At 59.0% G+C, this 23,433-nt stretch carries 11 protein-coding genes; 10 read left to right on the forward strand and 1 reads right to left on the reverse strand.

Going from position 1 to position 23,433, the window contains the following annotated elements:
- Nucleotides 1-64: 64 nt before the first annotated feature.
- The 6 genes from VXJ35_RS10410 to VXJ35_RS10435 all read left to right on the forward strand — a co-directional run bounded on the left by VXJ35_RS10410 (nt 65) and on the right by VXJ35_RS10435 (nt 8,078).
- On the forward strand, nt 65-1,852 hold the full coding sequence (locus VXJ35_RS10410; protein ID WP_064021492.1) for a DUF2341 domain-containing protein: 1,788 nt from the start codon (nt 65-67) through the stop codon (nt 1,850-1,852).
- Between the two features lie 86 nt (nt 1,853-1,938).
- Complete coding sequence (locus tag VXJ35_RS10415) at nt 1,939-2,343, forward strand: biopolymer transporter ExbD (RefSeq protein WP_054760949.1); 405 nt, start codon at nt 1,939-1,941, stop codon at nt 2,341-2,343.
- 9 nt (nt 2,344-2,352) lie between these two features.
- A complete protein-coding gene (locus tag VXJ35_RS10420; RefSeq protein ID WP_064021493.1) occupies nt 2,353-3,015 on the forward strand; it encodes an energy transducer TonB in 663 nt (220 codons plus the stop codon).
- Nucleotides 3,016-3,036: 21 nt separating this feature from the next.
- Nucleotides 3,037-4,731: a putative porin gene (locus VXJ35_RS10425; RefSeq protein ID WP_064021494.1), complete on the forward strand. Its 1,695-nt coding sequence runs from the start codon at nt 3,037-3,039 to the stop codon at nt 4,729-4,731.
- A 13-nt stretch (nt 4,732-4,744) separates the two neighbouring features.
- A complete protein-coding gene (locus VXJ35_RS10430) occupies nt 4,745-5,404 on the forward strand; it encodes a hypothetical protein (protein ID WP_064021495.1) in 660 nt (219 codons plus the stop codon).
- A 289-nt stretch (nt 5,405-5,693) separates the two neighbouring features.
- The gene (locus VXJ35_RS10435; RefSeq protein WP_064021496.1) at nt 5,694-8,078 is read left to right on the forward strand and encodes a tetratricopeptide repeat protein; all 2,385 of its coding nucleotides are present in this window, start codon (nt 5,694-5,696) and stop codon (nt 8,076-8,078) included.
- Nucleotides 8,079-8,382: 304 nt separating this feature from the next.
- On the opposite strand, the gene VXJ35_RS10440 is transcribed toward VXJ35_RS10435, so the two are convergent.
- Nucleotides 8,383-9,183, reverse strand: a complete 801-nt coding sequence (locus VXJ35_RS10440) for a rhodanese-like domain-containing protein (RefSeq protein ID WP_064021497.1) — start codon at nt 9,181-9,183, stop codon at nt 8,383-8,385.
- A 681-nt stretch (nt 9,184-9,864) separates the two neighbouring features.
- Between VXJ35_RS10440 and VXJ35_RS10445 the strand changes: the two genes are divergently transcribed.
- The 4 genes from VXJ35_RS10445 (at nt 9,865) to VXJ35_RS10460 (ending at nt 23,348) form a co-directional block, all read left to right on the forward strand.
- Nucleotides 9,865-10,800, forward strand: a complete 936-nt coding sequence (locus tag VXJ35_RS10445; RefSeq protein WP_064021499.1) for a hypothetical protein — start codon at nt 9,865-9,867, stop codon at nt 10,798-10,800.
- 64 nt (nt 10,801-10,864) lie between these two features.
- Nucleotides 10,865-12,577 carry a hypothetical protein gene (locus tag VXJ35_RS10450; RefSeq protein ID WP_064021500.1) on the forward strand — a complete coding sequence of 571 codons (1,713 nt, stop codon included), beginning with the start codon at nt 10,865-10,867 and terminating at the stop codon, nt 12,575-12,577.
- Nucleotides 12,578-12,974: 397 nt separating this feature from the next.
- The gene (locus VXJ35_RS10455) at nt 12,975-15,866 is read left to right on the forward strand and encodes a filamentous hemagglutinin N-terminal domain-containing protein (RefSeq protein WP_064021502.1); all 2,892 of its coding nucleotides are present in this window, start codon (nt 12,975-12,977) and stop codon (nt 15,864-15,866) included.
- A gap of 105 nt (nt 15,867-15,971) precedes the next feature.
- Nucleotides 15,972-23,348 (forward strand): filamentous haemagglutinin family protein, encoded by a 7,377-nt coding sequence (locus VXJ35_RS10460; protein WP_064021503.1) that lies wholly within the window; start codon nt 15,972-15,974, stop codon nt 23,346-23,348.
- The last annotated feature ends 85 nt before the right edge of the window (nt 23,349-23,433 follow it).

Genomic DNA, 23,433 nt, shown 5'->3' on the forward strand with positions numbered 1-23,433 from the left:
AATGTCATAAAAATGTAAAGAAAAGTCGGGATAATTCGCTAAGTACCTTGTTTTGAGAGAGAAAATGAAGCGGATTGCCTTGTTAATGTTGGTCCTGTCGATGATGCCCGGATTGGCGCAAGCCTGGTGGAACGACGACTGGGGCTATCGGAAGAAAATCACGATAGACGCGGCGCAGTTGCAGCAAAGCGGCGTCAAACCGGTGGCCGAGGGTTTGGTGCCGGTGCGGCTGCATACCGGCAATTTCGGTTTCTTTGCCGATCTGGCCGAGAACGGTAAAGACCTGCGGTTTTTGGCGGCCGACGACAAGACGCCGCTGAAATATTTCATCGAGAAAATCGATACCGTCAACGAGATGGCCCTGATCTGGGTCAAACTGCCCAAAGATATTGCCGCGGCCGACGAGGCCATGTTCTGGATGTATTACGGTAATCCGAAGGCGGTCGACGCCCAGGACGGCGCCGGCATTTTCGACGTGGCCCAAGCCGTGGCTTACCACTTCGAGGCCGATGCGGTCAAAGACGCGACGGCATACGCCAATCAGCCGGCCAGCGCCACATCGAGCCGGATCGAAGGCGGGGCCGTCGGCGACGCCGGCGCGTTCAACGGCAGCCAAGCGGTGAAGATCGCGGCGACGCCAGCCGTGCAAATGGCGGTGGAGTTCGGCTGGACCGTGTCGGCCTGGGTCAAAATCGACCAAGCGCAAAGCGACGGTGTGATTTTTCAACGCGACGGCCTGACCTTATCTGTTAGAGGCCAGACGCCGGTGTTGGAAGTCAACCGTAAAGAGTTGGTCAGTCCGACCGATTTGAATCTGGCGACTTGGCAATTCCTGGCCGTTAGCGCCACCAAGGAAGGTTTCACTTTATACGTCGACGGCAAACCGATGGGTGTGTTGCCGGCCAGCGTCTCGGCGCTGCTGGGCGACAGCAGCATCGGTGCGGCGGTGGACGGTTCCCGCGGCTTCGCCGGCGCCATCGACGAGTTCGGCATCGCCAAAGTGGCGCGCGACCAAAATTATTTGCAATTCGCCGCGCTGATGCAGGGCCAGTCTTCCGCCTTGTTGAACTACGGCGAAGACAGCACGCCGGATAGCGAAGAGGGCGGCGAATCCTATCTGATGGCGACGCTGGACAACGTCACGCTGGACGGTTGGGTCATCATCGGCATTCTGGCGGTGATGTTCATCATTAGCTTTCTGGTGATCGTCAGCAAGGCGATTATTCTGAACCGCACCCGCAGCGAAAACAAAAAGTTCGAGGAAGCCTTCAGCCAGCTCGGTTCCAAAAACCTTACCAACCTCGACCATCAGGACGAAGACGATCAAGCGGATTTCGACGAATCGCCATTGCTACTGTCGTTGACCGGTAACCACGCGGCCTTTGCCGGTTCATCCATCTACCGTATTTACCATACCGGCGTTCAGGAAATGAACAAACGCTTGGCAAAAGGCGTCGGCGCCGATGTCCACGACCAAGCCTTGTCGGCCCAAGCCTTGAATGCGGTGAAAGCGTCGATGGACGGCGTGCTGGTACGCGAGCTGCAAAAACTCAATTCGCAGATGGTGTTGTTGACCATCGCCATTTCCGGCGGCCCGTTCCTGGGTCTGCTGGGTACCGTGGTCGGGGTCATGATCACCTTCGCCGCGATTGCCGCCAGCGGCGAAGTCAACGTCAACGCCATCGCACCGGGTATTGCCGCAGCCTTGGCGGCGACCGTCGCCGGTCTCGGCGTGGCGATTCCGGCGCTGTTTGCCTACAACTACCTGGGTAGCATGATCAAGGCAATCACCGCCGATATGCACGTCTTCGTCGACGAATTCATCGCCAAACTCGCCGAACAACATAGCTGATACCCCATTGGCAGGGTACGCATTGCGTACCTTGCCGACATTTGCCGGTACGCAGAGCGTGCCCTACGCAATCACGAGAATACCCAATGAAAGTTCAAGAAGAAAACGCCGCCTACGACGAAATCAACGTCACGCCGATGCTGGATCTGGCTTACGTGTTATTGGTGGTGTTCATCCTAATGACCACCGCCGCAGTGCAGGGCGTGCAGGTCAATTTGCCCAAGGCCAGCAACACGCCGAGTTTGTCCAAGCCGCAGACCAAGGCCATCACCGTCACTGCCGACGGCACCATTTTTCTGGATACGTTTCCGGTGACGATGGAACAACTCGAATCGACCCTGCTGCAATACAAGGCGGCCAATCCGGAATTGCCGGTGGTGGTCAAGGGCGATGCCACCGTGCAATACCAAAGCGTGGTCGACATTCTGGCCCTGCTGGGCCGATTGGAAATCACCCAGGTCGGTCTGGTGACGCAAAACCTCGTGAAATAAGTTGGCGCCATGTCGAAGAAGAAACATTGGCGGGTTTACATACCTATGGTGTTAGGCGTCTTGATCGCCGCGGTAGCGATTTTTTATATCGTCAAAGTCATCATCGACTTCGCCGGTAACAAACCGGCCAAAAACGAAAAGAAAATCCAGCCGATTACGTTGTTGAAACCGCCGCCGCCACCACCTCCGCCGCCGAAAGTGGAAAAGCCGCCCGAGCCGGAGATCAAAGAAAAAATCAAGGAACCGGAGCCGGAACCCGAGCCGGAACCGGAGCCCGAGCCGGAACAGGCGCCGCCGCGCGATCTAGGCCTGGACGCCGAGGGCGCGGCCGGTTCCGACGGTTTTGGTCTGGCGGCGCGCAAAGGCGGTACCGGCCTGTTCGGCGGCGGCAACGGCAATCCTTACGCCTGGTACGGCGGCCTGATTAAAAACGGCATTGCCAATCTGTTGGGCAACCACGAGGAACTACGGCGCAAGGGCTATACCGCCATCGTCAAGGTCTGGTTGAAGGCCGACGGCGCCGTGGAACGGGTCGAATTGGCCAAGGGCAGCAACGATCCCGAGATCGACGAGCTGTTGAGCCGTTTGCTGAACAAGTTCGACCGGGTCGCGGAACCGCCGCCGCCCGGCATGCAGCAACCGGTCAAATTGAAGATTTCATCGAGAATTTAAAACCATAGGTAGAACATAACAATGGCGAACAAAACACGGCTGATGGCCTTGGCGCTGTCGGGGTTGATCGGCAGCGTGCAGGCCGGCGAAAAGGAAGAATTGCTGAAGCTGCGCAACACCACCACCAATTTGATCAAGCAATTGGTGAAGCAGGGCATTTTGACCGATAAGGCGGCCAACGAGATGATCAAGCAAGCCGAAGTCGAGGCCGGCCAACAGGCTGCTGCCGCCAAAGCCGCCGGCCAGAAAGAGGCCCTGCCGGCCGATGAGGTGCGGGTGGCTTACGTGCCGGATTTCGTCAAAGACGAGATTCGCCAGCAAGTGCGTAGCGAATTGCGCGAGGAAGTGGTCGGCGACGTGATGCAAAAAGCCAAAAACGAGCAATGGGGCTTACCCAATGCCTTGCCGGAATGGACCCGCAAATTCAAATTGTCCGGCGATATCCGCTTGCGTTCGCAGCACGATTACCAGGCGCCGGACAATATCCCCAACTCCTATCTGGATTACCAGGCCATTAACGACGCCCGCGGCGTGACCAATGCCGGCCTGGATGCGTTTTATAACACCACCGAAGACCGCCAGCGTTTCCGGGAACGGGTGCGGATCGGTATCGACGCCAACGTCACCGACAGCCTGAAAGCCGGCATCAGGCTGGCGACCGGTAACCAGCGCGATCCGGTATCGACCAACCAAAATCTGGCCAATTACGGCAACCGTTACGATTTCACGGTCGACCGCGCCTATCTGCAATACGATGCGATCGACGACAACAAATTCAAATGGCTGACGCTGAGCGGCGGCCGGATCAAAAACCCATGGTATACCGGCGGCGGCGAGTTTACCGGCGGTAGCGAGCTGGTCTGGGATACCGATTTGTCGTTCGAGGGTTTTGCGGCGACGCTACGCCACCACTTGGGCGAAACGGACCGCTTGATGGACAACGGCGACCAGAGCCATCAGGCTTATCTGACGGTCGGGGCGTTTCCGTTGCAGGAAAGCAGCTTCAGCAGCGACAAATGGCTGCTGGGCGGCCAGGCCGGCATGGATTGGCTATTCGCCAATCAGGATAATCTGAAGTTGGGCGCAGCCTACTTCGATTACGTCAACCTGCAGGCTAAGCAAAACACCACCGCTTCTGGCACCTGCGACACCAATAACCGGGCCAATACCGCCTCGCGGCCGGAATTCATGCAGGGCGGCAATACCCTGGCGACGATCTGTAAGGAAGGCACCCGGTTGGCGCCCGGCACCTTGCCGGCCATGGTCGGTTTGGCGTCCGATTTCAATATCGTCAACCTGAACGCGTCTTACGACATGGCCTTGTTCGCGCCTTACCACTTGCGCTTCAGCGGCGACTACGCCAGAAACATCGGCTTCGACAAACAGGAAGTCAGTCGCCTATACGGTTCCGCCGTCGACGCCAAGACCACAGCCTGGCAGTTCCGCGCCGATTTCGGCTGGCCCAAGGCGGAAGTGGCCGGCCATTGGAACGTGTTCGCCGCGTACAAATACCTTGGCCGCGACGCGGTGCTGGATGCGTTTACCGATTCCGACTTCCATTTGGGCGGCACCAACTTCAAAGGTTGGTTCATCGGCGGCAACTACGGCTTGATGAAAAACGTCTGGTTGACCGGACGTTGGCTGACCGCCGATATGATCAGCGGCCCGACCTGGGGCGTCGACGTGCTGCAAATGGATATCAACACCCAGTTCTAGGCGAGGAGACGACATGAAACGGCACCACATCGGCGGACGTTTGCCGGCAACTCTGTTACTGGCGCTGGCGGTTTCGGCGGCGGTATCCGCCGCGCCGCGCGAGGCCGGCAAGGACAGCGGCGCGGTCTTGAAGCTGCAAGGCATGGTGAAAAGCCTGACCGCCGAGCGCGACGCGGCCAAGGCCGAAATCGGCAAACTGAGCGAGCAAGTCCAACAGTTGGAGCAACTGAAGAAGGATCATGCCGCCGCCGTCGCTGCCAAGGAACAACTCGGCAGCGAATTGTCGGCCCAGCGCAACGCCGCCGGCGAAGTGCGCGAACGTCTGGAAAAAACCAACGTCCGGCTGCAGGAAGCCTTCGAAAAAAACCGGGAGGCCAACCAGGCCAAAGCCGATTTAGCCGCACAGTTGGCGGCTTTGAAAGGCAAGCAGCAGTCCACCGAGCAACAATTGAACGTCTGCGGCGACCATAACCTGAAACTCTACCAGGCCGGAAAGGAGTTGTTGCAACGCTACCAGAACAAGGGCGCGTTGTCCGGCTTGCTGGAGCAGGAAGCGCTGTTGCAGTTCAATAGCGTGGAAATGGAAAACATCGTCCAGGAATACGAAGACAAATTGCGTGCCGGCAAGCTGGCGGAACAATCCGCCGCCGATACCGGGAATCCCTTCCAATAAGCCTCGCCAGCGCCGGGGGTGCGGCGTCATGTCGCACCTGGTTGCCGGACAAATTACCGAACCCGGTACCAGTTTGGCCGCGCAAATAAGTTAAAATCGGGCCGGCAGCGTTTTTAAAGCAGCTAAGGAATCGCTGATCGAATGTCCGCGTCGCGTGTAACAGTGCGACCGTGTCGATATAAGATCTTGATTTATAAGATCCCGCGCAGGATTGCCGCGGCAGGTCTACAATCGCCAGCTTCGACCGGCGCGTCCGAAACAACCACACGCAAGAATCATCGAGATACTCATGACAACACATAAATTTTTGAAAAATCTGGGCATTGTTGTTTTGACGACCGGATTGGTGGCCTGTAACGGCGCCGAGGATCGGAAAGCGAAATACATGGAAGAGGGTAAACAGTTGTTTCAAGCGGGCGATTACGAGAAAGCCCAATTGGCCTTTAAAAACGTGCTGCAAATCGATCCGAAAGACGCCGAAAGCCGCTTCCAAATGGCCGAAGCGCTGAGCAAACAAGGCAAAATCGAAGCGGCGTTCAAGGAATACAGTTCCGTGGTGGCCGGCAACGAAAATCACGTGATGGCGCGGGTGCGGGTCGGCCAATTGCTGTTGCTGAACCGGATGGTCGACGACGCCGAGAAAATGGCCGGCGAAGCGCTGGCCAAAGAACCCAATAACGTCGAAGCCCTGGTTTTGCTGGCCGGCGTGCAATCGGCCAAGAACAATAACGACGGCGCCATCGCTTCGGTCGAGCGGGCCTTGAAACAAAGCCCCGACGACGTGCCGGCCACGCTGATGATGGCTTCGATTCAAACAAGGCTGGACAAAGCCGACCAGGCCATCGCCATGTTGAAAGAGGCGATTGCGAAAAAAGCCGATAACGTGCCGCTGCGCAGCATGCTGGCCGGCTTGTACGCCAAAACCAAAAATGCGGCCGAAGCCGAAAACACGCTGGCCGAGATCGTCAAGATCGAACCGCAGCAACTACAGCATTACCGCAGCCTGGCGCTGTTCCAAGTCAGCACCCAGCAAGTCGACAAGGCCGAAGCTACCTTGCGCGATGCCGTGGCGAAAATGCCGGACAACGACACCGCCAAAACTTATCTGATCGATTTTCTGCTGGAAAAACGCAGTCCGGAAGTGGCGATTGCCGAATTGTTGCCGATGATCGAGCAAAAGCCGGATGCCTACGAATTGAAATTTAAATTGGCCAATATCCATCTGGCCAAAAAAGAATTCGACAAGACCGAAGCGACTTTGAAAGAAATTGTCGACCGCGACAAGCTGGGGCCCAGTGCGATTACCGCGCGCAATAAACTGGCCGCCTTGTATGCGTTGACCAAACGCGGCGACGAAGCCAAAGGCCTGATCAAGGAAGTGTTGGAGAACAACCCGCGCGATGCCGAAGCGTTGACGATGCGCGGCCAATTCGCATTGGCGGAAAACCGGATACCGGACGCGATTGCCGATTTCCGTGCCGTGCTGGTCGACCAGCCCAACAACACCGGCGTGTTGAAAATGCTGTCGGCGGCGCATCTGCGTAATAACGAAGACGAACTGGCGCGCGAGAACATGGAAAAAGTCGTGTCGCTGACGCCGGCCGACGAAACCGCGCAATTGGATTTGGTCGGCCTGTTTCTGAAAGGCAACAAGCCGGACCAAGCCAAACAGCAATTGGAAACCTTGCTGAAAGCCAATCCGAAAAGCCTGAAAGGCCTGGAAGCCTTGTTCAAGCTGGAAGTGACGCAAAAGCATTGGGACAAGGCCCAAGCCGCAGCCAAGCAAGTCCAGGAACTGAACGACAAGGACGCCACCGGCTTTTACATGTCGGGTTTGGCCTATCAGGCGGAAAACAAGCTGGCGGAAAGCGTCGACGCTTTTCAAAAGGCGTTGGAGCGTAAACCGGATGCGGTGGAGCCTTTGACCGAGATGGTGAAAAGCTATCTGGTGCTGAAGCAATCCGACAAGGCCCTGGCCAAATTGCAACAGGTGGTCAAACAACAGCCGGACCATTTCGTGGCCTACAACCTGATCGGCGGCGCTTACCTGAACGAGCAGAAGTTCGCCGAAGCCAAAACCGCTTACCAAAAGGCGCAGTCGATCAAACCCGACTGGTACAGCCCTTACCGCAATCTGGCCCTGATCGAACTGGCGCAAAAGAACAAAGCCGGAGCGATCGATATCTATAAAAAAGGTATCGAGAAAACCGGTGGCGCAATGGAATTGGTCGACGATTTGGCCCGGTTGTACCATCGCGAAGGCCAGAACCAGGAAGTGCTGGCCCTGTACGAAACGTCGTATAAGCAGCATCCGGATTCGGCCGTGGCGGTTAACAATCTGGCCAGCTATTTGTCCGATTTTGCGGCGACGCCGGAAAATCTGGAACGGGCGGCGAAATTGGCCGAACCGCTGCTGAAAACCAATAACCCGAACATGCTGGATACCGTGGCCTGGATTGCTTACAAGCAGGGCAATTTCGATAAGGCCAAGGAAATCATGGCCAAATCCATCGAGCGCGACGCGCAGTCGCCGATCGCCAATTACCACATGGGTATGATCTATTACAAAATGAACGACCCGGTCAAAGCCCGTGAGCATCTGCAAAAAGCGGTGGACAAGAAAGTCGAGTTCGACGGCTTGGCCGAAGCCAAGGAAGTGCTCGGCAAGTTATAACCAATCCGCTTGCCGCACCCCGAAAACGCTGTCCCGCAAGGGCCGGCGTTTTTTTTGTCCGCTGAATAATGGCTGTTACAGTAGGTTAGGGAACCAGCGCCAAGTAATGCTGTGCGGCGAGCGGTCAGGCGAGGTGCCGCGTCAAGATAGCGCAAAACCTGTTGACGGCGTGTTGCGGCACTGGTTGATTCGAAACAGATAAGCTGGCAGCGCTGCCAAGGCTTAGCCCAAATGGGCCGGGGGGAAACAAAAGATTCCCGCAAATGCGGGAATCGGTATGCGTGTCAAAAAACGCCCGGCCGGTTTAATCGTCGGCGTTGCGTTTGGATTTATGGCCCGGTTTGGCTTTAACCGGATATAGCGACAACAACGGCCGGTACAGCTTGTTTTTTTGCAGCTTGGTTTCGGTCGGTAAGCCTTGATAGAACGCCCAACCGTCGCGGTCGTCGCCGTTGACCACGCCGTCGTTATTCAAATCCAGCGCAACCAACGGTTGGGTCGGCGTAGCGCCGGTGTAAGCGTATTTCGGCTGGCCGTTATAACCTTCCCAGATGTTTCGAACATTGGTGTAGTTGCCGTATTTGGCCAATGCGTTCGCCGCTTGCACGCTGCGGTGGCCGGTCGCGCACAGGATGTACAGCGGTTGGTCCTTGTCCGGGAAAAGCGACTCGACATAGTCGACGAAGTTTTGAATCGGCAATGTGCCGTCCTTGGCGGACTGGTCGAGCAGAAAACCCACCTCCGGATCGACCGAAATATCGTAGCCGATGTAATCGGTTTGATCGTTGGCTTCGCTTGGGCTGCCGGTTACGTGCGGAAACGGGATGCTGTAAGCGCCTACCGGGTGGCCGGCGACGTATTCCTCGATCCGGCGCACGTCCAGTATTACCGGTTTTTTGCGGCCGTGCTCGTCGTCGTCATGGTCCCCGGCTTCTTGCTCGTTCCGGCGGTCCTGGCTGACATCCAGCCAGGCGCGGGCCGAACTGATCTCCGAATGGTAAAGCACCGGGTAGCCGTAACGGTTGCCGGTATTTTCCGCGGCTGCCGCAGCCGCGTAGCAGGTACCCAGTGCCGACAGGATTGCGATGGTTAAGCTGTGTTTCATGATGGATTTTCCTTTTCGTTGAAATTTTAGCGTTGGGTGTTGTTTAGTCCCGCCACTGAATTTGCAATACCAGTGCCAATCTCGGCGCCGATTTCGGGATAGGCAGAAAAATTGCTTGGCTATAAAGGTATAGCCTGCACCAAGGCCGGGTTTAATCCGACCCCGGCGGGAAAAATGCGCTTTGTCAATCGGTACCGGGCTTGGTCGATTGCTGGTTTCTCAGCAGATCGGCAACATTTGCTGTTGAACATTCAGCAGGCGCGGGGCAGGCTCGATGCGGCGGCGAATGTTGCCGTTATCAGGTCCGGCCTCAAAATCTGGGGTTTGTTTGAAAGCGTAAGGCCATTGTACTTAGGTACAGGTGTTTGGTTTTATTACTGAATTGTTTCAAACCTGCCGGCCGGCGATTTTGGCCTTGCCGCCTAAATTCCCTATTAATCCCGCATATTTTTTATTTGCCCGATTGCTGATTTATCAGCAGCCGATCAGCAGCGCTTGCTGAAATATCAGCAGCTTTCCATCTTTGCTATTTCCGAAAACTGTTAAGTATCACGCATTTACCGTGTTGGCACGCTTACTGCAGGATCAGGTTGGCGAGAAATCGCGCTTTCTAAATCTTCAGCTTTACGGTTTTTGCCAATGACTGGCGGGCCTGTTTCTAATCTGACTTGAGGTAATCACATGAAGACAACGTACAAACTTGCGGCGGCGATATCGTTCGCGCTGTTTGCCGGTAACGCGGCGGCGGCGATCGACACCGGCTTCGGTTTTGCAACCGGCGACGCCAAACCAGGTTCCTTGGTGTTCAGCGCGGTGGACGATGCCACCAAACAAACCTTTATTTTGAACCTGGGCTTGGCGACCACGAGCGGTGTGAGTGGCCTGAATTACGCCGACTTTGCCGGCAACAAGCCGGGGGCAGCCGGTTTTTCCACGGTGCTGAGCGATGCGTTGACGGCTAACGGCGGCAAGCTGGTTTGGAATCTGAGCAGCTACAGCCAATTCGGCAGCTTCATCAGCAATGTAGCCAATTTGCGTTGGTCGGTGTTGGGCGGTTACGAGAAGGACAACGTTGCCGGTTCCAACTACGACAAATTGGGAGTCGAGCCAGGCTTCGATGGTTTGTATACAGACTCCTACAACACGCAATGGGGGGCTTTGGTTACCGCGCCTGGCGTTGGCTCGTTGGATCCGAACAAGATTGCCGCGCTGGAGAGCAATCCAAGTAGTTCAGGCACGACCGGCGCCTATCTGGCCGCAGTAAACGCCAAGATCGCCGCAGAAGGCGAAGACGCCGACGTGGCATCACTGGACCCTGTCAACGGAGTTGCGTTCTACGACACCAAAGTTATCGGTTGGGATGGCGAATTACTACCTGGCGTGCCGACCAAGGCCGGCGCCGGCGAGTACGACTTCATCTGGGCCACCAATCCGTTCGCCGACGGTAAAAACCAGTTCACCTCGTTGGGTAAATTCGTGCTGGGCACCGACAACACTTTGACCTTCAGTACGCAAGTTGCCGCGGTACCGGTGCCGGGCGCGGTCTGGTTGTTCGGTTCGGCGCTGGCCGGCCTGTTGGGCGTAACTCGCCGTAAAGCCGGCGGATTGGCGGTTTAAGCGTTTGGGCGGCAAGCCCGGTCTTGCCGCCTGACAAGGACATCAAATTTTTGAGGATTAAGTAATGACACAAGCACACACCATAAAAACGCTGGCTGCGGCCGTTTCGTTATTGGCAGTAGCGCAAAGCGCAAACGCGCTGACGCCGTGGGATAACGGTCCGGCCGAGGTCAAAATTTTTACTTCCGGCGGCGCCGCGCAAGACCGCGCCATCGAAGAAGCCATCAAATTCGGCTTGGCGGCGCCGGGCACTTTGGACGTGTTCCAGGACTTGCAAGGCACTAACAAAGGCCGCCGCTTCCAGGGCTTTTATTTTACCGGTGCCGCCAGTCTGCCGGCCGGTCTGGCCGGTAAACGGATTTACGTCGAAAAACGTTCGTTGGGCGCGGCCGGTTACGGCGTAGTGCCATTGGCCGGTAATATCGGTTTGGACCATCTGGATATTTTTCTGCCCAACAAAGGCGACGGCACCTTCGGTTCCAGCCAGTTGGGTGCCTGGCAGGCCGACGGCGCCAAATTCTGGAAAGCCGAGATCACCAACACCGGCGGCAGCTCCGGCCAATCCGCCTGGAACAACTATCTGGTGCAAAACACATTGTCCGACGGCGGCTTTACCGGCGTCGATGCGCCGGCCTTGTTGGCGCCCGGTACCGACAATTATCCGGAACTGGTCAAAGAGCCCAGCACCAACGCCAATACCGCCGGCTGGAACACCAGTCTGACGCCGGCGGCGTTGACTGCCAACAATATCGCCCGGGTCCCGACCGGCGGTCTGGTTTACGGCATCGGCGTACCGCTGGACTTTTATAAGGTGTTGCAAGTCGCGCAATACAAGAGCGGCCAATTGCCGGCCGATACTCTGGCCAATATCGGTAAATACGACGACGAAAGCTACATCCCGTCCCTGAGCCGGGATTTTCTGGCCAGCCTGCTGGCCGGCAGTGTCAAAAACTGGAGCGATGTCAAAATTGTCGACCGTAGCGTGGCCGGCCAACCGGTATTGCCTTTGACCGACGCTTCTATCGTTGGAGCGGCCGGCGTTGCATTACCGCAGTCTACCAAGGTCGCGATCGGCCGGCGTAATCAAGGTGCGGCGATTTCAGCAGTGTCCTATGCCAAAATCCTGGGCTATCCCTACGTTCAAGGTGCTACTAAGCCTAAATCCGCGACCTTGAATACCGCGGCAATCGATAACGGTGCGACCGCGCCGATTGCGAAAAATCCGGGCGGCGCCAACGCCACCGATGCCTTGTTGGTCGATTGGCAAAACGGCACCAACACCAGCGGCTTCAATCCGGCTTTGAAAAAATTCTGGGGCTTTGCCGTTCACGGCGGCGACCGCAACGCCAACGTCAGCCAGCCTTGGCGTTACGTCAAAATCGACGGCGCGGCGCCGACTATCGCCAACGTGGCTAACGGTAGTTACCCGTTATGGGCGGAAGGCGAAGTCTTGATTCGGCCGGCCAGCGCAATCGGTGCCGATAAAGTCGCCGCGCTGGAAGCCTTTGCCAGCGCCTTGGCTAACGTCTCGGTATTGAAAACCGTCAACACCAACGCCGTGCTGCCGTTCGGCCAATCCGGCGTATTCGCCACCACCAAAACCGATAGCACCGCGTCGGTATCGGTGCCGTTCGATCCGGAAAATCCGGTCGTACCTTTGTCTCACTTGTCAGCCGGAGGTTATACCAGCCTGGGCGTGGCGCCGGTGGCGTTCAACAACGGCGTTGCCAACCCGGATTTCGGCGGTACCACCAACACCGTCATCGAGCTGAAGTAAGCGGCAAGCTTAACTTATGGAGCAATAACGGCCAGGGACGGCCGACCAGCCAAGGACGATTAGGGCGAGCAGGAGCCGCCCGAAACGGATTTTTTCAGGAACGGCCGCAAGGAAACCGGGAGGGCCGACAGGATAGGGACAGCTTATTGGGCTGCGTCGGCTTCGGCTTTTACAAGTTGCAGGCGGCGCGGCTTAATTTTTGCCGGCCACCGCCGGTTGTTCCGCCGCCGGTATCGGCTCGTGCCAGGCGGACGGCGCAAGGCCAGGGAGTCCGCACAAATCGCTTATTCGCCCGAGCGCATTGTTCCGCTAGCGGATAAACGATTTTTGTGGTTTCCCGAGTTCGAATGCGGTCCGGATTTACCGGGCCGCCAGCCATTTCAGAATCCGATTAGTTATGAAACATCAGCCCTTGTTGAGTTCCGACGTTCCCTTCAGCCATCCCAAACCCTTAGCCGCGGCGATACGCAGCCTGATCGCCGGCGGTTTGGTGTTCGGAGCCGGAGCGGCGCCGGCCGTAGCCGACTCGCCGCTGCCGGAAGCGTTGAATCCGGCCGCTTTGGCAACCAGCGGCCAGGCCACCGCCTCGGTGGTCGGCACGGCAATGACGATCAACCAGGCTACCAACAAGGCCGTGCTGGATTGGAAATCGTTCAACATAGATAAAGGTTACAGCGTCGAATTCAAACAACCCAGTTCCACCTCGATTGCGCTGAACAACATCCACCAACAGGACGCCAGTAAAATTTTCGGCTCGTTGACCGCGAACGGCCAAGTCTATCTGATTAACCAAAACGGATTTTTGTTCGGCAAGGATGCCCAAGTCAACGTCAATGCGTTGGTGGCTAGCACCTTGAACATCAGTCAGGCCGATTTCGAAAACGGCATCACCAAGGTATTCGATTTAAACAAGAACACCAATAACTTCGCCAACAGCGCGGCGGCTTTGAAGGGCAACGGCGAATTGTTTTTGAAGAACGCCAACGGCGAGTATGTCAAAGATGCGGCCGGCAATAAGGTCAAAATCGAGATTTTCGTGCAACAGGGCGCCAGCATCAAAACCCATGGCGAAGGCGGCCGGGTGATACTGGCCGCACCCAGCATCACCAATGCCGGTACCATCGAAACGCCGGACGGCCAGACCGTGCTCGCCGCTGCGACCGATAAGGTTTACCTGCAGGAAGCCAGCGACGATCCGAACGTGCGTGGCCTGTTGGTGGAAGTCGGTACCGGCGGCGACGTCAACAACGTCGGCAAAATCATCGCCGAACGCGGCAATGCCAGCCTGATCGGTTTTGCCGTCAACCAAAAAGGCATTGCCTCGGCCACCACGTCGGTAAAATTGAATGGCTCGGTACGGCTGTTGGCGCGGGAAGGTATCCAAACCCCAAGTTCGGTCGGCGGCAAATTGCTGGGCAAATCGACCAAGCGCAACAGCGTATTGCCCGGCCAGGAACAGTTGGGCACCAGCGCTACCGTCGATCTGGCGGAAAACAGCCGGACCAGCGTCGATCTCGACGCCGACAAAACCCTGACCGCCATCGACGCCCAAGCACAGACGCCGTCTTACGTCCAGGTCAGCGCCCACAAAGTCTATATGCGCAATGGTTCGCTGATCGAGGCCAAATCCGGCAACGTCGAGCTACAGGCGCTGGATAACTTGTCGAATCCGGCGGAGAAGGGCAACGCCAGAATTTTTCTGGATAGCGGCGCCAAGATCGACGTATCCGGCGTCAAGAACGTGGTGCAGTCGGCCGACAGCAATGTGGTCGAAGTGGAATTGCGCAAAAACGAATTGCGCGATGCGCCGCTGCAACGCGACGGCGTGTTGTACGGCAAAAAAGTCAAAGTCGACATCCGCGACGCGAATCTGGTTTACGATGCGGACGGCAAATTGGTCAGCGCTGCAATTCCAGTGGCCGATATCAAAGGCGCGGTCGATCGGGTGGCGAAGAATATAGACCAGCGCAGCACCGCCGGCGGCAGCATCGACTTGAAATCCAGCGGCGACGTGGTTACCAAAGCCGGCAGCAGCTTGGACGTATCCGGCGGCTCGGTAGCCTACCAAGGCGGCAATATCGTCACCACGAATCTGGCAACCGGCAATCGGATAATCAATATCGCCGATGCCGACCCGGATTTGGCCTACGACAATCTGTTCAATTACCAGCATTACAGCCCGGGCTACGTCGAAGGCAAAGCCGGCGGCGATTTACAGATTAGCGCGTACGAAGCCTTACTGGAAGGCAATCTGCAAGGCAGCACCGTGACCGGCGCCTTGCAGCGCCGTCCCGAACAATGGGCGGCCGGCGCCAGTTTGCTGATCGATTTGATCAACGGCAACGATTTCAGCAGACAGAACGTGACCTTCGACAGCCGGGCCGTGGTGCAGTCGTTGGGGCCGACCGACCCGATTCCGCGCCGCAGCAGCGGCAATCCGGCGCCGGTGGCGTTGAATATCAATCCCGATACCTTGCGTAACGCCGGCTTTCGTAATCTGACCGTGCGCGCCAACGGCGACCTGCTGCTGGCCGACGCCAACCGCATCGATTTGCCGGCAGCCGGCAACCTGAATCTGACCGCGCGAAATTTTGAGCTGCGCGGCAGCATCGTCGCGCCGTCCGGCAGCGTCAATTTGCAGCCGGTGGTGATGGGCCAGGTCATGCAACCGTCGTCGATTACTTTTGCTGCCGGCGCTTTGATCGATGTCAGCGGTTTGTGGATTAACGACGCCTTGGATATGCAACAAGGCCGGGGGTTAAGCCCGATTGCCATCGATGCCGGCAGCGTCAGTTTGCGTAGCGAGCAGCGCGATTTGATCTTGGAAGCCGGCAGCCGCATCGTCGCCGACGGCGGCGCCTGGCGCAAGGCCAATAGCCATGTCCAAGCCGGCCAAGCCGGCAGCATCGATTTGCGGGCGCAAACCCATTTGGCCGGCGTGACGCCGGCCAGTCTGGTCCTGAACGGTTCGTTGCAAGCCTGGGGTTTGGCGCAGGGCGGTAAACTGCACCTGGAAAGCAACGAAGTCGTGATCGGTTCCGCCAGCGACCTGCCGCCACGCGCCGGCACGGCAAAACCTCTGCTGCTGGCGCCGGGCTTTTTTCAGCAGGGCGGCTTTGCCGATTTCGACATCGTGGCCAACCGCTACGGTCTAAAGGTGGCCGATCACGTGCAGATCGATTTGCAGCCGCGCAATCGGCAACTGCTGGCCGCGTCCGGGGCCGCTGCGTCGGGCAGCAAGTTGGTGGATGTCAGCCGCGAATTCAGTCTGCCCGAATACTTGCGCTAGCCGGTCAGTCTTAACCTGTCCTACGCCGAAATCGCCGAGCACAGCCCCGACGAACATCTGAGCATCGGCTCCGGCGCCGCGATTCGCACCGGCATAGGCGGTTCGGTGACCTTAAACTCCTCGACCTCGATTTTCCTGAACGGCACGATAGATACGCCGGCCGGCCGGATTGCGCTGAATATCGTCAATCCGCCGTTAATCACCGGCTTCAACGACGCGCAAGGTATCTGGTTGGGTAGCGAAAGCCGCTTGAGCGCCAGCGGCGCTTATCTGCGCCAACCCAGCGCCGCCGGCCTGCTGGCCGGCCAGGTGCTGGCCGGCGGCAGCGTCGCGTTGGCTGCCAACCGCGGTTATATCGTCGGCAAAGCCGGCTCGCAGATCGATGTCTCCGGTAGCTCGGCGTTGCTGGATATTGCGCAACTGCGCAACGGCCGCCTGACTTACGCCAGGCAGTCTATTGCCTCGGCCGGCGGTAGCATTGAGTTGATTGCCGGCGAGGGTATTCTGGCCGACACCGCGCTGCATGCCGCCAGCGGCGGCGCGGGTGCGGCCGGCGGCAGCCTGACGGTCGCGCTGGATCGCGGTTTGCGCGGCAAGCCGGAAATTCCGATCTCCGGCAGCCTATTCCCGGACGACAGAAAGCCGAATCAGCCTTATCGGATTGAAATCTCCGCGGCCGACACCGCCAACGTTCCGGCGGGTTTGGCGACCGGCAGCGCTATCGATCCGGCGCTATACGGCGGCCGAGCCTTATTGAACAGCCGGCTGATCAACGCCGCCGGTTTCGATTCGTTGGCGTTCGAAACCGACACTACGCGAGTCGGCGGCCAATTGAATAGCGGCGTTCTGTTCAAGGGCAACGTCGAATTGCACAGCGGCCGCCAAATCGTATTCGATACCCCCAGCCTGCAAAGCGACGGCGGCACGGTGCAACTCAATAGCGCCTACCTGGCGCTGGGTTCATCGCAAAGCCGGGTTGGCGACAGTCTGGCCGCTGCCGCCAGCGGCGGCAGCGGCCAATTTAGCGCTAATGCCAACGCGGTCGAATTGGTCGGCGGCTTAGCCTTTAACGGCTTCGATACGATACGCGTCAACAGCAGCGGCGATATGCGCCTGCGCGGTTTGCTCGGCTCAACCCAAAAAGATTATGTCGGCCGCTTGAACGTGGCCGGCGATTTGACCTTGCAGGCCAATCAACTGTATCCGGGCACGCTGACCGATTACCTGATCGACGCCGGCAGCCGTTCCGTCACGTTCTTGAATAGTGCGGGCCAGCATACGCCGGTGTATTCGGCCGGCGGCAGCCTGACCGTCAATGCCGCCAATATTTACCAGCGCGGCACGCTGAAAGCGCCGTTCGGCAGTTTGAACTTGAATGCGGCCAATACCCTGCAGTTGGCAGCCGGCAGCGTGACATCGGTGTCGGCGGACGGCTTGCTGGTGCCTTTCGGCCGCGGTTCCGGCGGCACCGATTGGCTGTATCCGCTGGATGCCGGCCAAACCGCCAATATCGTGGTTACGGCGCCGCCGGAGAAAAGTCTGCACTTGAACGGCCAAGATGTCGACTTGCAACAGGGGGCGCTGATCGACCTGTCCGGCGGCGGCGATCTCTATGCCTACGAATTCATCCCCGGCCCGGGCGGCAGCAGCGACGCTTTGGCGGCCGGCAACGGCAGCTTTGCGGTACTGCCCGGTTTCAATTCCAGCTTGACGCCTTACGATCCGTTGGAATCGCCCGGCGCCGGCTTGCGCAACGGCGATAGCGTTTATCTGGCGGCCGGCAGCGGTCTGGCCGAGGGCTGGTATACCTTGTTGCCGGCGCGTTACGCTTTGTTGCCGGGGGCTTATTTGGTGACGGCGGTGGCCGGCAGCCAGGATGCAGTGGTCAATACCACCAATAACGCCGGCAGTCCGGTCGTGGTCGGCCGCTACGGCGTTGCCGGCACCGCGATTGCCGACCAGCGCAGTAGCAGCTTTGTGGTCGAACCCGGCGCCATCGCCCGCACCCGTTCGCAATACATAGACTTTTACGCTAACAGCTTCTTTGCCGACAAAGCCGAGGCGGCCGGCGAAGCGGCGCCGCAATTGCCGCGCGATGCCGGCAGTCTGGTATTGTCGGCGCAGCGCAGCCTGAAATTGGCGGCGGATTTGGCGGCGCAACCGGCCTTGCGCGGTGCCGGCGGCCAAGTCGATATCACCGGCAACCGGCTGGCTGTGGTCGGCAACAGTGCCGATCTGGCCGGACTGGAGAGCGGAACGGTGGGCTTGGTGGCCGCCGATTTGAACAAATTCAACGCGCCCAGCCTGTTGTTGGGCGGCCAGCGCAGCAAGGAGGCCAAAGGCCAGCGCTTGACCGTCTCCACCAATAAACTGACGGTGGCCGGCAATGCGGTGTTGCAGGGCCAGGAGATTTTGTTGGCCGCCACCGATTTGGTTCAGGTTGCGGCCGGCGCGCAATTGATCGGTGCCGGCTCGGCCGGGCTGTCCGGCGGCAACTTGTTGGTCTCCAACGCGGCCGGCGGCAGCGACGGCGCTCTGCTGCGGGTCACGGCCGGCGGGCAGGCCGAAGTCAGCCGCGATCAAACCGTCAGCGGCAACCGCGGCGAGTTGGTCGTGGCTGCCGGCGCATTGATTAAAACAGCCGGTTCGGCGCTGCTGGATGCGACCAAAAACACCGTGTTCGACGGCAGCATCGATATGGCGGGCGCCGCGTTGGCCCTGAACGCCGGCCGCATCAGCATCGGCGCGGCACCGGCCAATACGCCCGGCCTGGTGCTGGCAAACACGGACTTCGACTTGAAAGAGTTGCGGCTGAACAGCCGCGGCGATTTCGATATCTACGGCGGCGTCAATTTGAATGTCGACAACTTGCTGATTTCGGCGGCGGCGATCAACGGCTTTGCCAATCAGGGCGCGGCGGCGAATATCAATGCCGATTCGATAGCTCTATTCAACCAGGGCGCCGCCAGCAACCGTAGCGGAACCGGTAGCGGCACCTTGAATTTGAACGCGGACGACATCCGTCTCGGCGCCGGCAGTTACGGCATCAGCGGCTTCGGCAACGTCAATTTCAAAGCCAACGCCGGCATCGGCGGCATCGGTCGCATCGTCGATCCGGCAACCGGTAACAGCCGGTTTGCCGATCCCGGCAAATTGAAGGTGGCCGGCAATCTGACGCTGGACGCGGCCTATATCGGCGGCGATAACGGCGCGACGACCAGTATCGACGCCGCCGGTTACCGGGTCGATCTGCTGGCCGGCAGTGCGTTGCCTGCCGATTTGGCGCCGGGTTTGGGCGTGCAATGGTCCATCGCCGGCAACAGCATCCAAGGTAGCGGCCGGTTTTTGCTGCCGTCCGGTAGCTTGAGCCTGCACGCGCTGAACGGTCCGGTCAGTCTGGAAAGCGGTAGCGTCGTCGATTTGTCCGGCCGGGCTCTGGCCTTCGCCGATACCGTGAAATACTCCGCCGGCGGCAATTTGGCCCTGCAGGCCGGCAACGGCGACGTGGCGCTGAAATCCGGCGCGCAAATCAATCTAGGCGGCGGCCAACGGACACTGAACGGCGCGACTTACCAGGCCGCCGACGCCGGCCAAATGCGGGTCAGCGCCGTTCAAGGCAAATTCGACTGGCAAGGCGCTATCGACGGCAAAGCCGCTCTGCACACCGATGCTAATTTCAAGCAGGCCAGCTTGGCGTTGGATGTTAAAGATCTGGGCGATATTTCCACGTTGAGCGCAAAACTGGCTCAAGCCGGCTTCGCCGAACAGGTATCTTTGAAACAACGCCACGGTGATATCGCGCTGAATGCCGGCACTACGTTGAGCGCTCGCCAATTAGTATTAGAGGCCGATCAGGGCGCGGTGACGATTGCGGGTACCTTGAACGCTTCTGCTGCCAAGGCCGGCAGCATCGACGTTTACGGCCGCAACGGCATTAGTTTGGCCGCAACCGGCCGCATCCTGGCCCAGGCCACCGCTAACGGCCAGAACGGCGGCCAGGTCACGCTGGACACGCTGCACCGCGACGATAGCGGTAGCGGTTTGCTGGACTTGGCGGCGGCCGCGGGAATCATAGACGTATCGGGCGCTGCCGGCGGCAACGGCGGTGCGTTGCATCTGCGTACCGGACGCAACGGCAATCAAGTCAACATTTCGCCGATCGATGCCACGATTACCGGTGCCGATCCGCAGCGCAGCGCGGTCGAAGCGGTAAGGGTTTACACCGGCGTATCGACCGTTACCAGCGATCTTATCGCTACCTGGCGCGACCAAACCGCCCAGTTCATGCAAAACCGGCCGGCATTGAGCGGTCTGTCTGCCGCCGATTTGGCGTTACTGCCCGGTATCGAAGTCCGCAGCAGCGGCAATCTGACTTTGGCCGATAATTGGGATTTCATGGCCGGCCAGTGGGCCGACAACGGGATCGACTGGCAGTCGGACTGGCGTTACGGCGACGGCCAATTGCCCGGCTTCCTGACCCTGCGCGCCGCCGGCCAGTTGAGCGTTAACGCGTCGTTGAGCGACGCTTTTGCCAATACCTCGCTGCCCGGCCAGGAACAACAGGATCTGGAAGCGGCCTTGGGCAGTAAACTGCTAACCAAGGACTTGTTGCAACCCGGTTTATCCTGGAGTTACAAGCTGATTGCCGGCCAGGACGTGAATCTGGCGGCCACCCATGGCGGCGAGCAGGTCAAAGTCAGAACCGGGACCGGATCGATAGACATCGACGCCGGCGGCAGTATCCGCTTCCTGCCGAAAAGCGGCAATAACCAGGCCGCCGCCGCGGTGTACACGATGGGCACCAGCGCACTGTACAGCCGCAGCCAGTTGTTAAACGGCGAGATTCCGGGCATCCCGGCGCAAAATGCCGGCGAGAGCGTGCAAAATTACTTGGTCCGGTTGAGCCAGGAGCAACTGAATCGGGTATTGCGTTACGGTTTGCTGGATCAGGACAGCATCGTGCAGGGCATTGCCCTGTATGCCGAGTTTCCGACTCGCGGCGGCAACATCGGTTTGCGCGCCGGCGGCGATATCAGCGGCATCCAAACCGGGCAAAGTATCGGCGATTGGCTGGTGCGCGACGGCCAATGGCAGGCCGGCAGCGATACCAACCAGGCCACTGCCTGGGGTATCAATATCAGCGGCAACCGCGATTTCGAGCAACTGGAATCCGATGCCGACGGCAATATGCTGTTTGCCGGCGCCAACCGCTATTTCAACCAGAACGTCGGCGCCCTGGGCGGCGGTAACGTCGATGTCTTCGCCGGCGGCAATATCAGCAATTTGTCGGTAATGATTCCGACCACCGGCAAACCGCTGGGCACGATAGACGCAAACGGCCGCTGGTTGCAGACCGGCACCTACATTAACGGCGGCGGCGACCTTAGCGTGGTTGCCGGAAACGATATCGTCGCCGGCGAGTTTTACACCGGGCGCGGCAGCGCCGAACTGATCGCCGGCGGCAGTATCGCCAAAGGTGCGGTGCCGGGATCGGCGCAAACAGTCGGCGTGATGCTGGATGTCGGCGATGCCGAGTTCCAGGTCAGGGCGCGGCGCGATATCGAATTGGCCGCCGCGTTGAGCCCGACCGCGCTGAAACAAAAAATTCCGAGTTTTCCCGGCGACGGCGTCGATAGCCGGTTTTTCAGCTATACCGCCAACAGTGCCGTCAACCTGACCTCGACCGCCGGCAATCTGGTATTCGAAAACGACTACGATACGGTCAAAGCCGTGAAGAAACTGGCGTCGAACGACGGCAGCGGATTCGAGTATTTCGTTTATCCGGCCACGTTGCGCGCCGCGGCATTGAGCGGCGATATCAGGATCAACGGCTCGATGACGCTGTATCCGGATGCGGCCGGCGATCTGGAACTGCTAGCCAACGGCAACATCGGCTCGGATACGCCGGTGGCCTTGGCGAAGAAGATCAGCGTCAACATGTCCGATACCGATCCGGCTTTGTTGCCCGGCATTGCCAATCCGGCGCGCAATTTGGACGGCGATTACGTGTCCGGCAACATTCAGGCCCAGCAATTATTGGATGCCAATTCGCCGAAGCCGGCGACGATACATGCCGTGGTTCCGGTGCATTTGCACGACCAAACTCGGCCGTTGATCGTGGCTAAAACCGGCAGCATCGGCTTTGCCGCCGGGCTGGAAGCGACGTTCCATATGCCGCAGGCCGCCAGTTTTATCGCCGGCCGCGATATCAACAACCTGTCGGTCAACGGCCAGAATTTATCGAGCAGCGATGCCACGTTGATCATGGCCGGCGGCAACATCAATTTCGATACCGTCACCGACAGCGACGGCAACGTGGTGTTTACCCGCAACAATCCGCAATTCTTCCGCCTGGGCGGCCCCGGCCATTTGCAAGTGATCGCCGGCGGCGACGTGGTGTTGGGCAGTTCCGGCGGGATTCAGACCGTCGGCAATTTGTTGAATTCGGGATTGGGCAACATCGGCGCCAGCATCGATTTGTTGGCCGGTACCGCCGGCGGTATCGACCTGGCCGGATTTATCGATAAATACCGCTCGGCCTATCCCACATGGTTAAACGGTCTGGAAAGCCAGGCATTATCGGAGCAGCAGCGTTATCTCGGTAACGTGCTGGCGGTATTGTTTGCCGAAATCGACCAATCGGCCAAAGCCGCGGCCGCGGCAGGGGAGGGCCAACGCGCCGTACAGTATAAGCGCGGTTTCGATGCGATTCAGGCCTTGTTCCCGAACGCCGAATATAGCGGCGATGTCAGTCTGGTGTTCAGCGCCGTGAAAACCCTGGCCGGCGGCACCATCAACATCGCGGTGCCGGGCGGCAAGCTCGACGTCGGCCTGACCGGCAAAAAAGCCGCCGACGAATTGGGTATCGTCGTGCAGCAGGCCGGCAATCTGAACATATTCACCCGCGACAACGTTAACGTGAACCAATCTCGCGTGTTCACCCTGGGCGGCGGCAATATCGTGGCCTGGTCTTCCAAAGGCGACATCGACGCCGGCAAGGGCGCGAAGTCGGCCTTGTCGGCGCCTAAGCCGATCACTACGGTCGATGCCAACGGCAATATCGTCACCGTGTTCCCGCCGATTATTTCCGGTAGCGGGATTCAAGCCATCGGCGGCGGCAACGTCACGCTGGCGGCGCCGCAAGGCGTGGTCGACGCCGGCGAGGCCGGCATCAGCGGCGGCGACATTACCATCGCCGCCACCGCGGTAATCGGCGCTTCCAACATTCAGGCCAGCGGCACTTCGACCGGCGTACCCACCGCGGTAGCGGCCCCGGTGGTGCCGACCGGGGCCGATAGCGCCGCCACCGGTGCCGCCAAGTCGGCAGGCGATGCGCCCGCCGCCGGCAATAAAGATGCCGACGGCAAAAATGGCGGCGGCGATAAAAAAGCCCCGATTGCCGTGCTCAGCACCGATATCGTCGGCTACGGCCAGTGCAGCGTCGGCGATATCCGCGACGGCAAGGCCGGTTGCGGCGGTTGACCACATTATTCCTCGCGCAGCGGAATCCCGGCTCAGGCCGGGATTTTTTTTGCGCAATACGGCGGCCTGTTGGCTGGAAAACAAA

The sequence above is a fragment of the Methylomonas sp. DH-1 genome (assembly GCF_046097555.1).
In the GTDB taxonomy this organism is placed as follows: domain Bacteria; phylum Pseudomonadota; class Gammaproteobacteria; order Methylococcales; family Methylomonadaceae; genus Methylomonas; species Methylomonas koyamae.

Coding starts and splice junctions, on each gene's coding strand:
- VXJ35_RS10415 (WP_054760949.1), top strand. CDS start 1,939: ATGAAAGTTCAAGAAGAAAACGCCGCCTACGACGAAATCAACGTCACG.
- VXJ35_RS10440 (WP_064021497.1), bottom strand. CDS start 9,183: ATGAAACACAGCTTAACCATCGCAATCCTGTCGGCACTGGGTACCTGC.
- VXJ35_RS10410 (WP_064021492.1), top strand. CDS start 65: ATGAAGCGGATTGCCTTGTTAATGTTGGTCCTGTCGATGATGCCCGGA.
- VXJ35_RS10455 (WP_064021502.1), top strand. CDS start 12,975: ATGAAACATCAGCCCTTGTTGAGTTCCGACGTTCCCTTCAGCCATCCC.
- VXJ35_RS10435 (WP_064021496.1), top strand. CDS start 5,694: ATGACAACACATAAATTTTTGAAAAATCTGGGCATTGTTGTTTTGACG.
- VXJ35_RS10430 (WP_064021495.1), top strand. CDS start 4,745: ATGAAACGGCACCACATCGGCGGACGTTTGCCGGCAACTCTGTTACTG.
- VXJ35_RS10425 (WP_064021494.1), top strand. CDS start 3,037: ATGGCGAACAAAACACGGCTGATGGCCTTGGCGCTGTCGGGGTTGATC.
- VXJ35_RS10420 (WP_064021493.1), top strand. CDS start 2,353: ATGTCGAAGAAGAAACATTGGCGGGTTTACATACCTATGGTGTTAGGC.
- VXJ35_RS10445 (WP_064021499.1), top strand. CDS start 9,865: ATGAAGACAACGTACAAACTTGCGGCGGCGATATCGTTCGCGCTGTTT.
- VXJ35_RS10450 (WP_064021500.1), top strand. CDS start 10,865: ATGACACAAGCACACACCATAAAAACGCTGGCTGCGGCCGTTTCGTTA.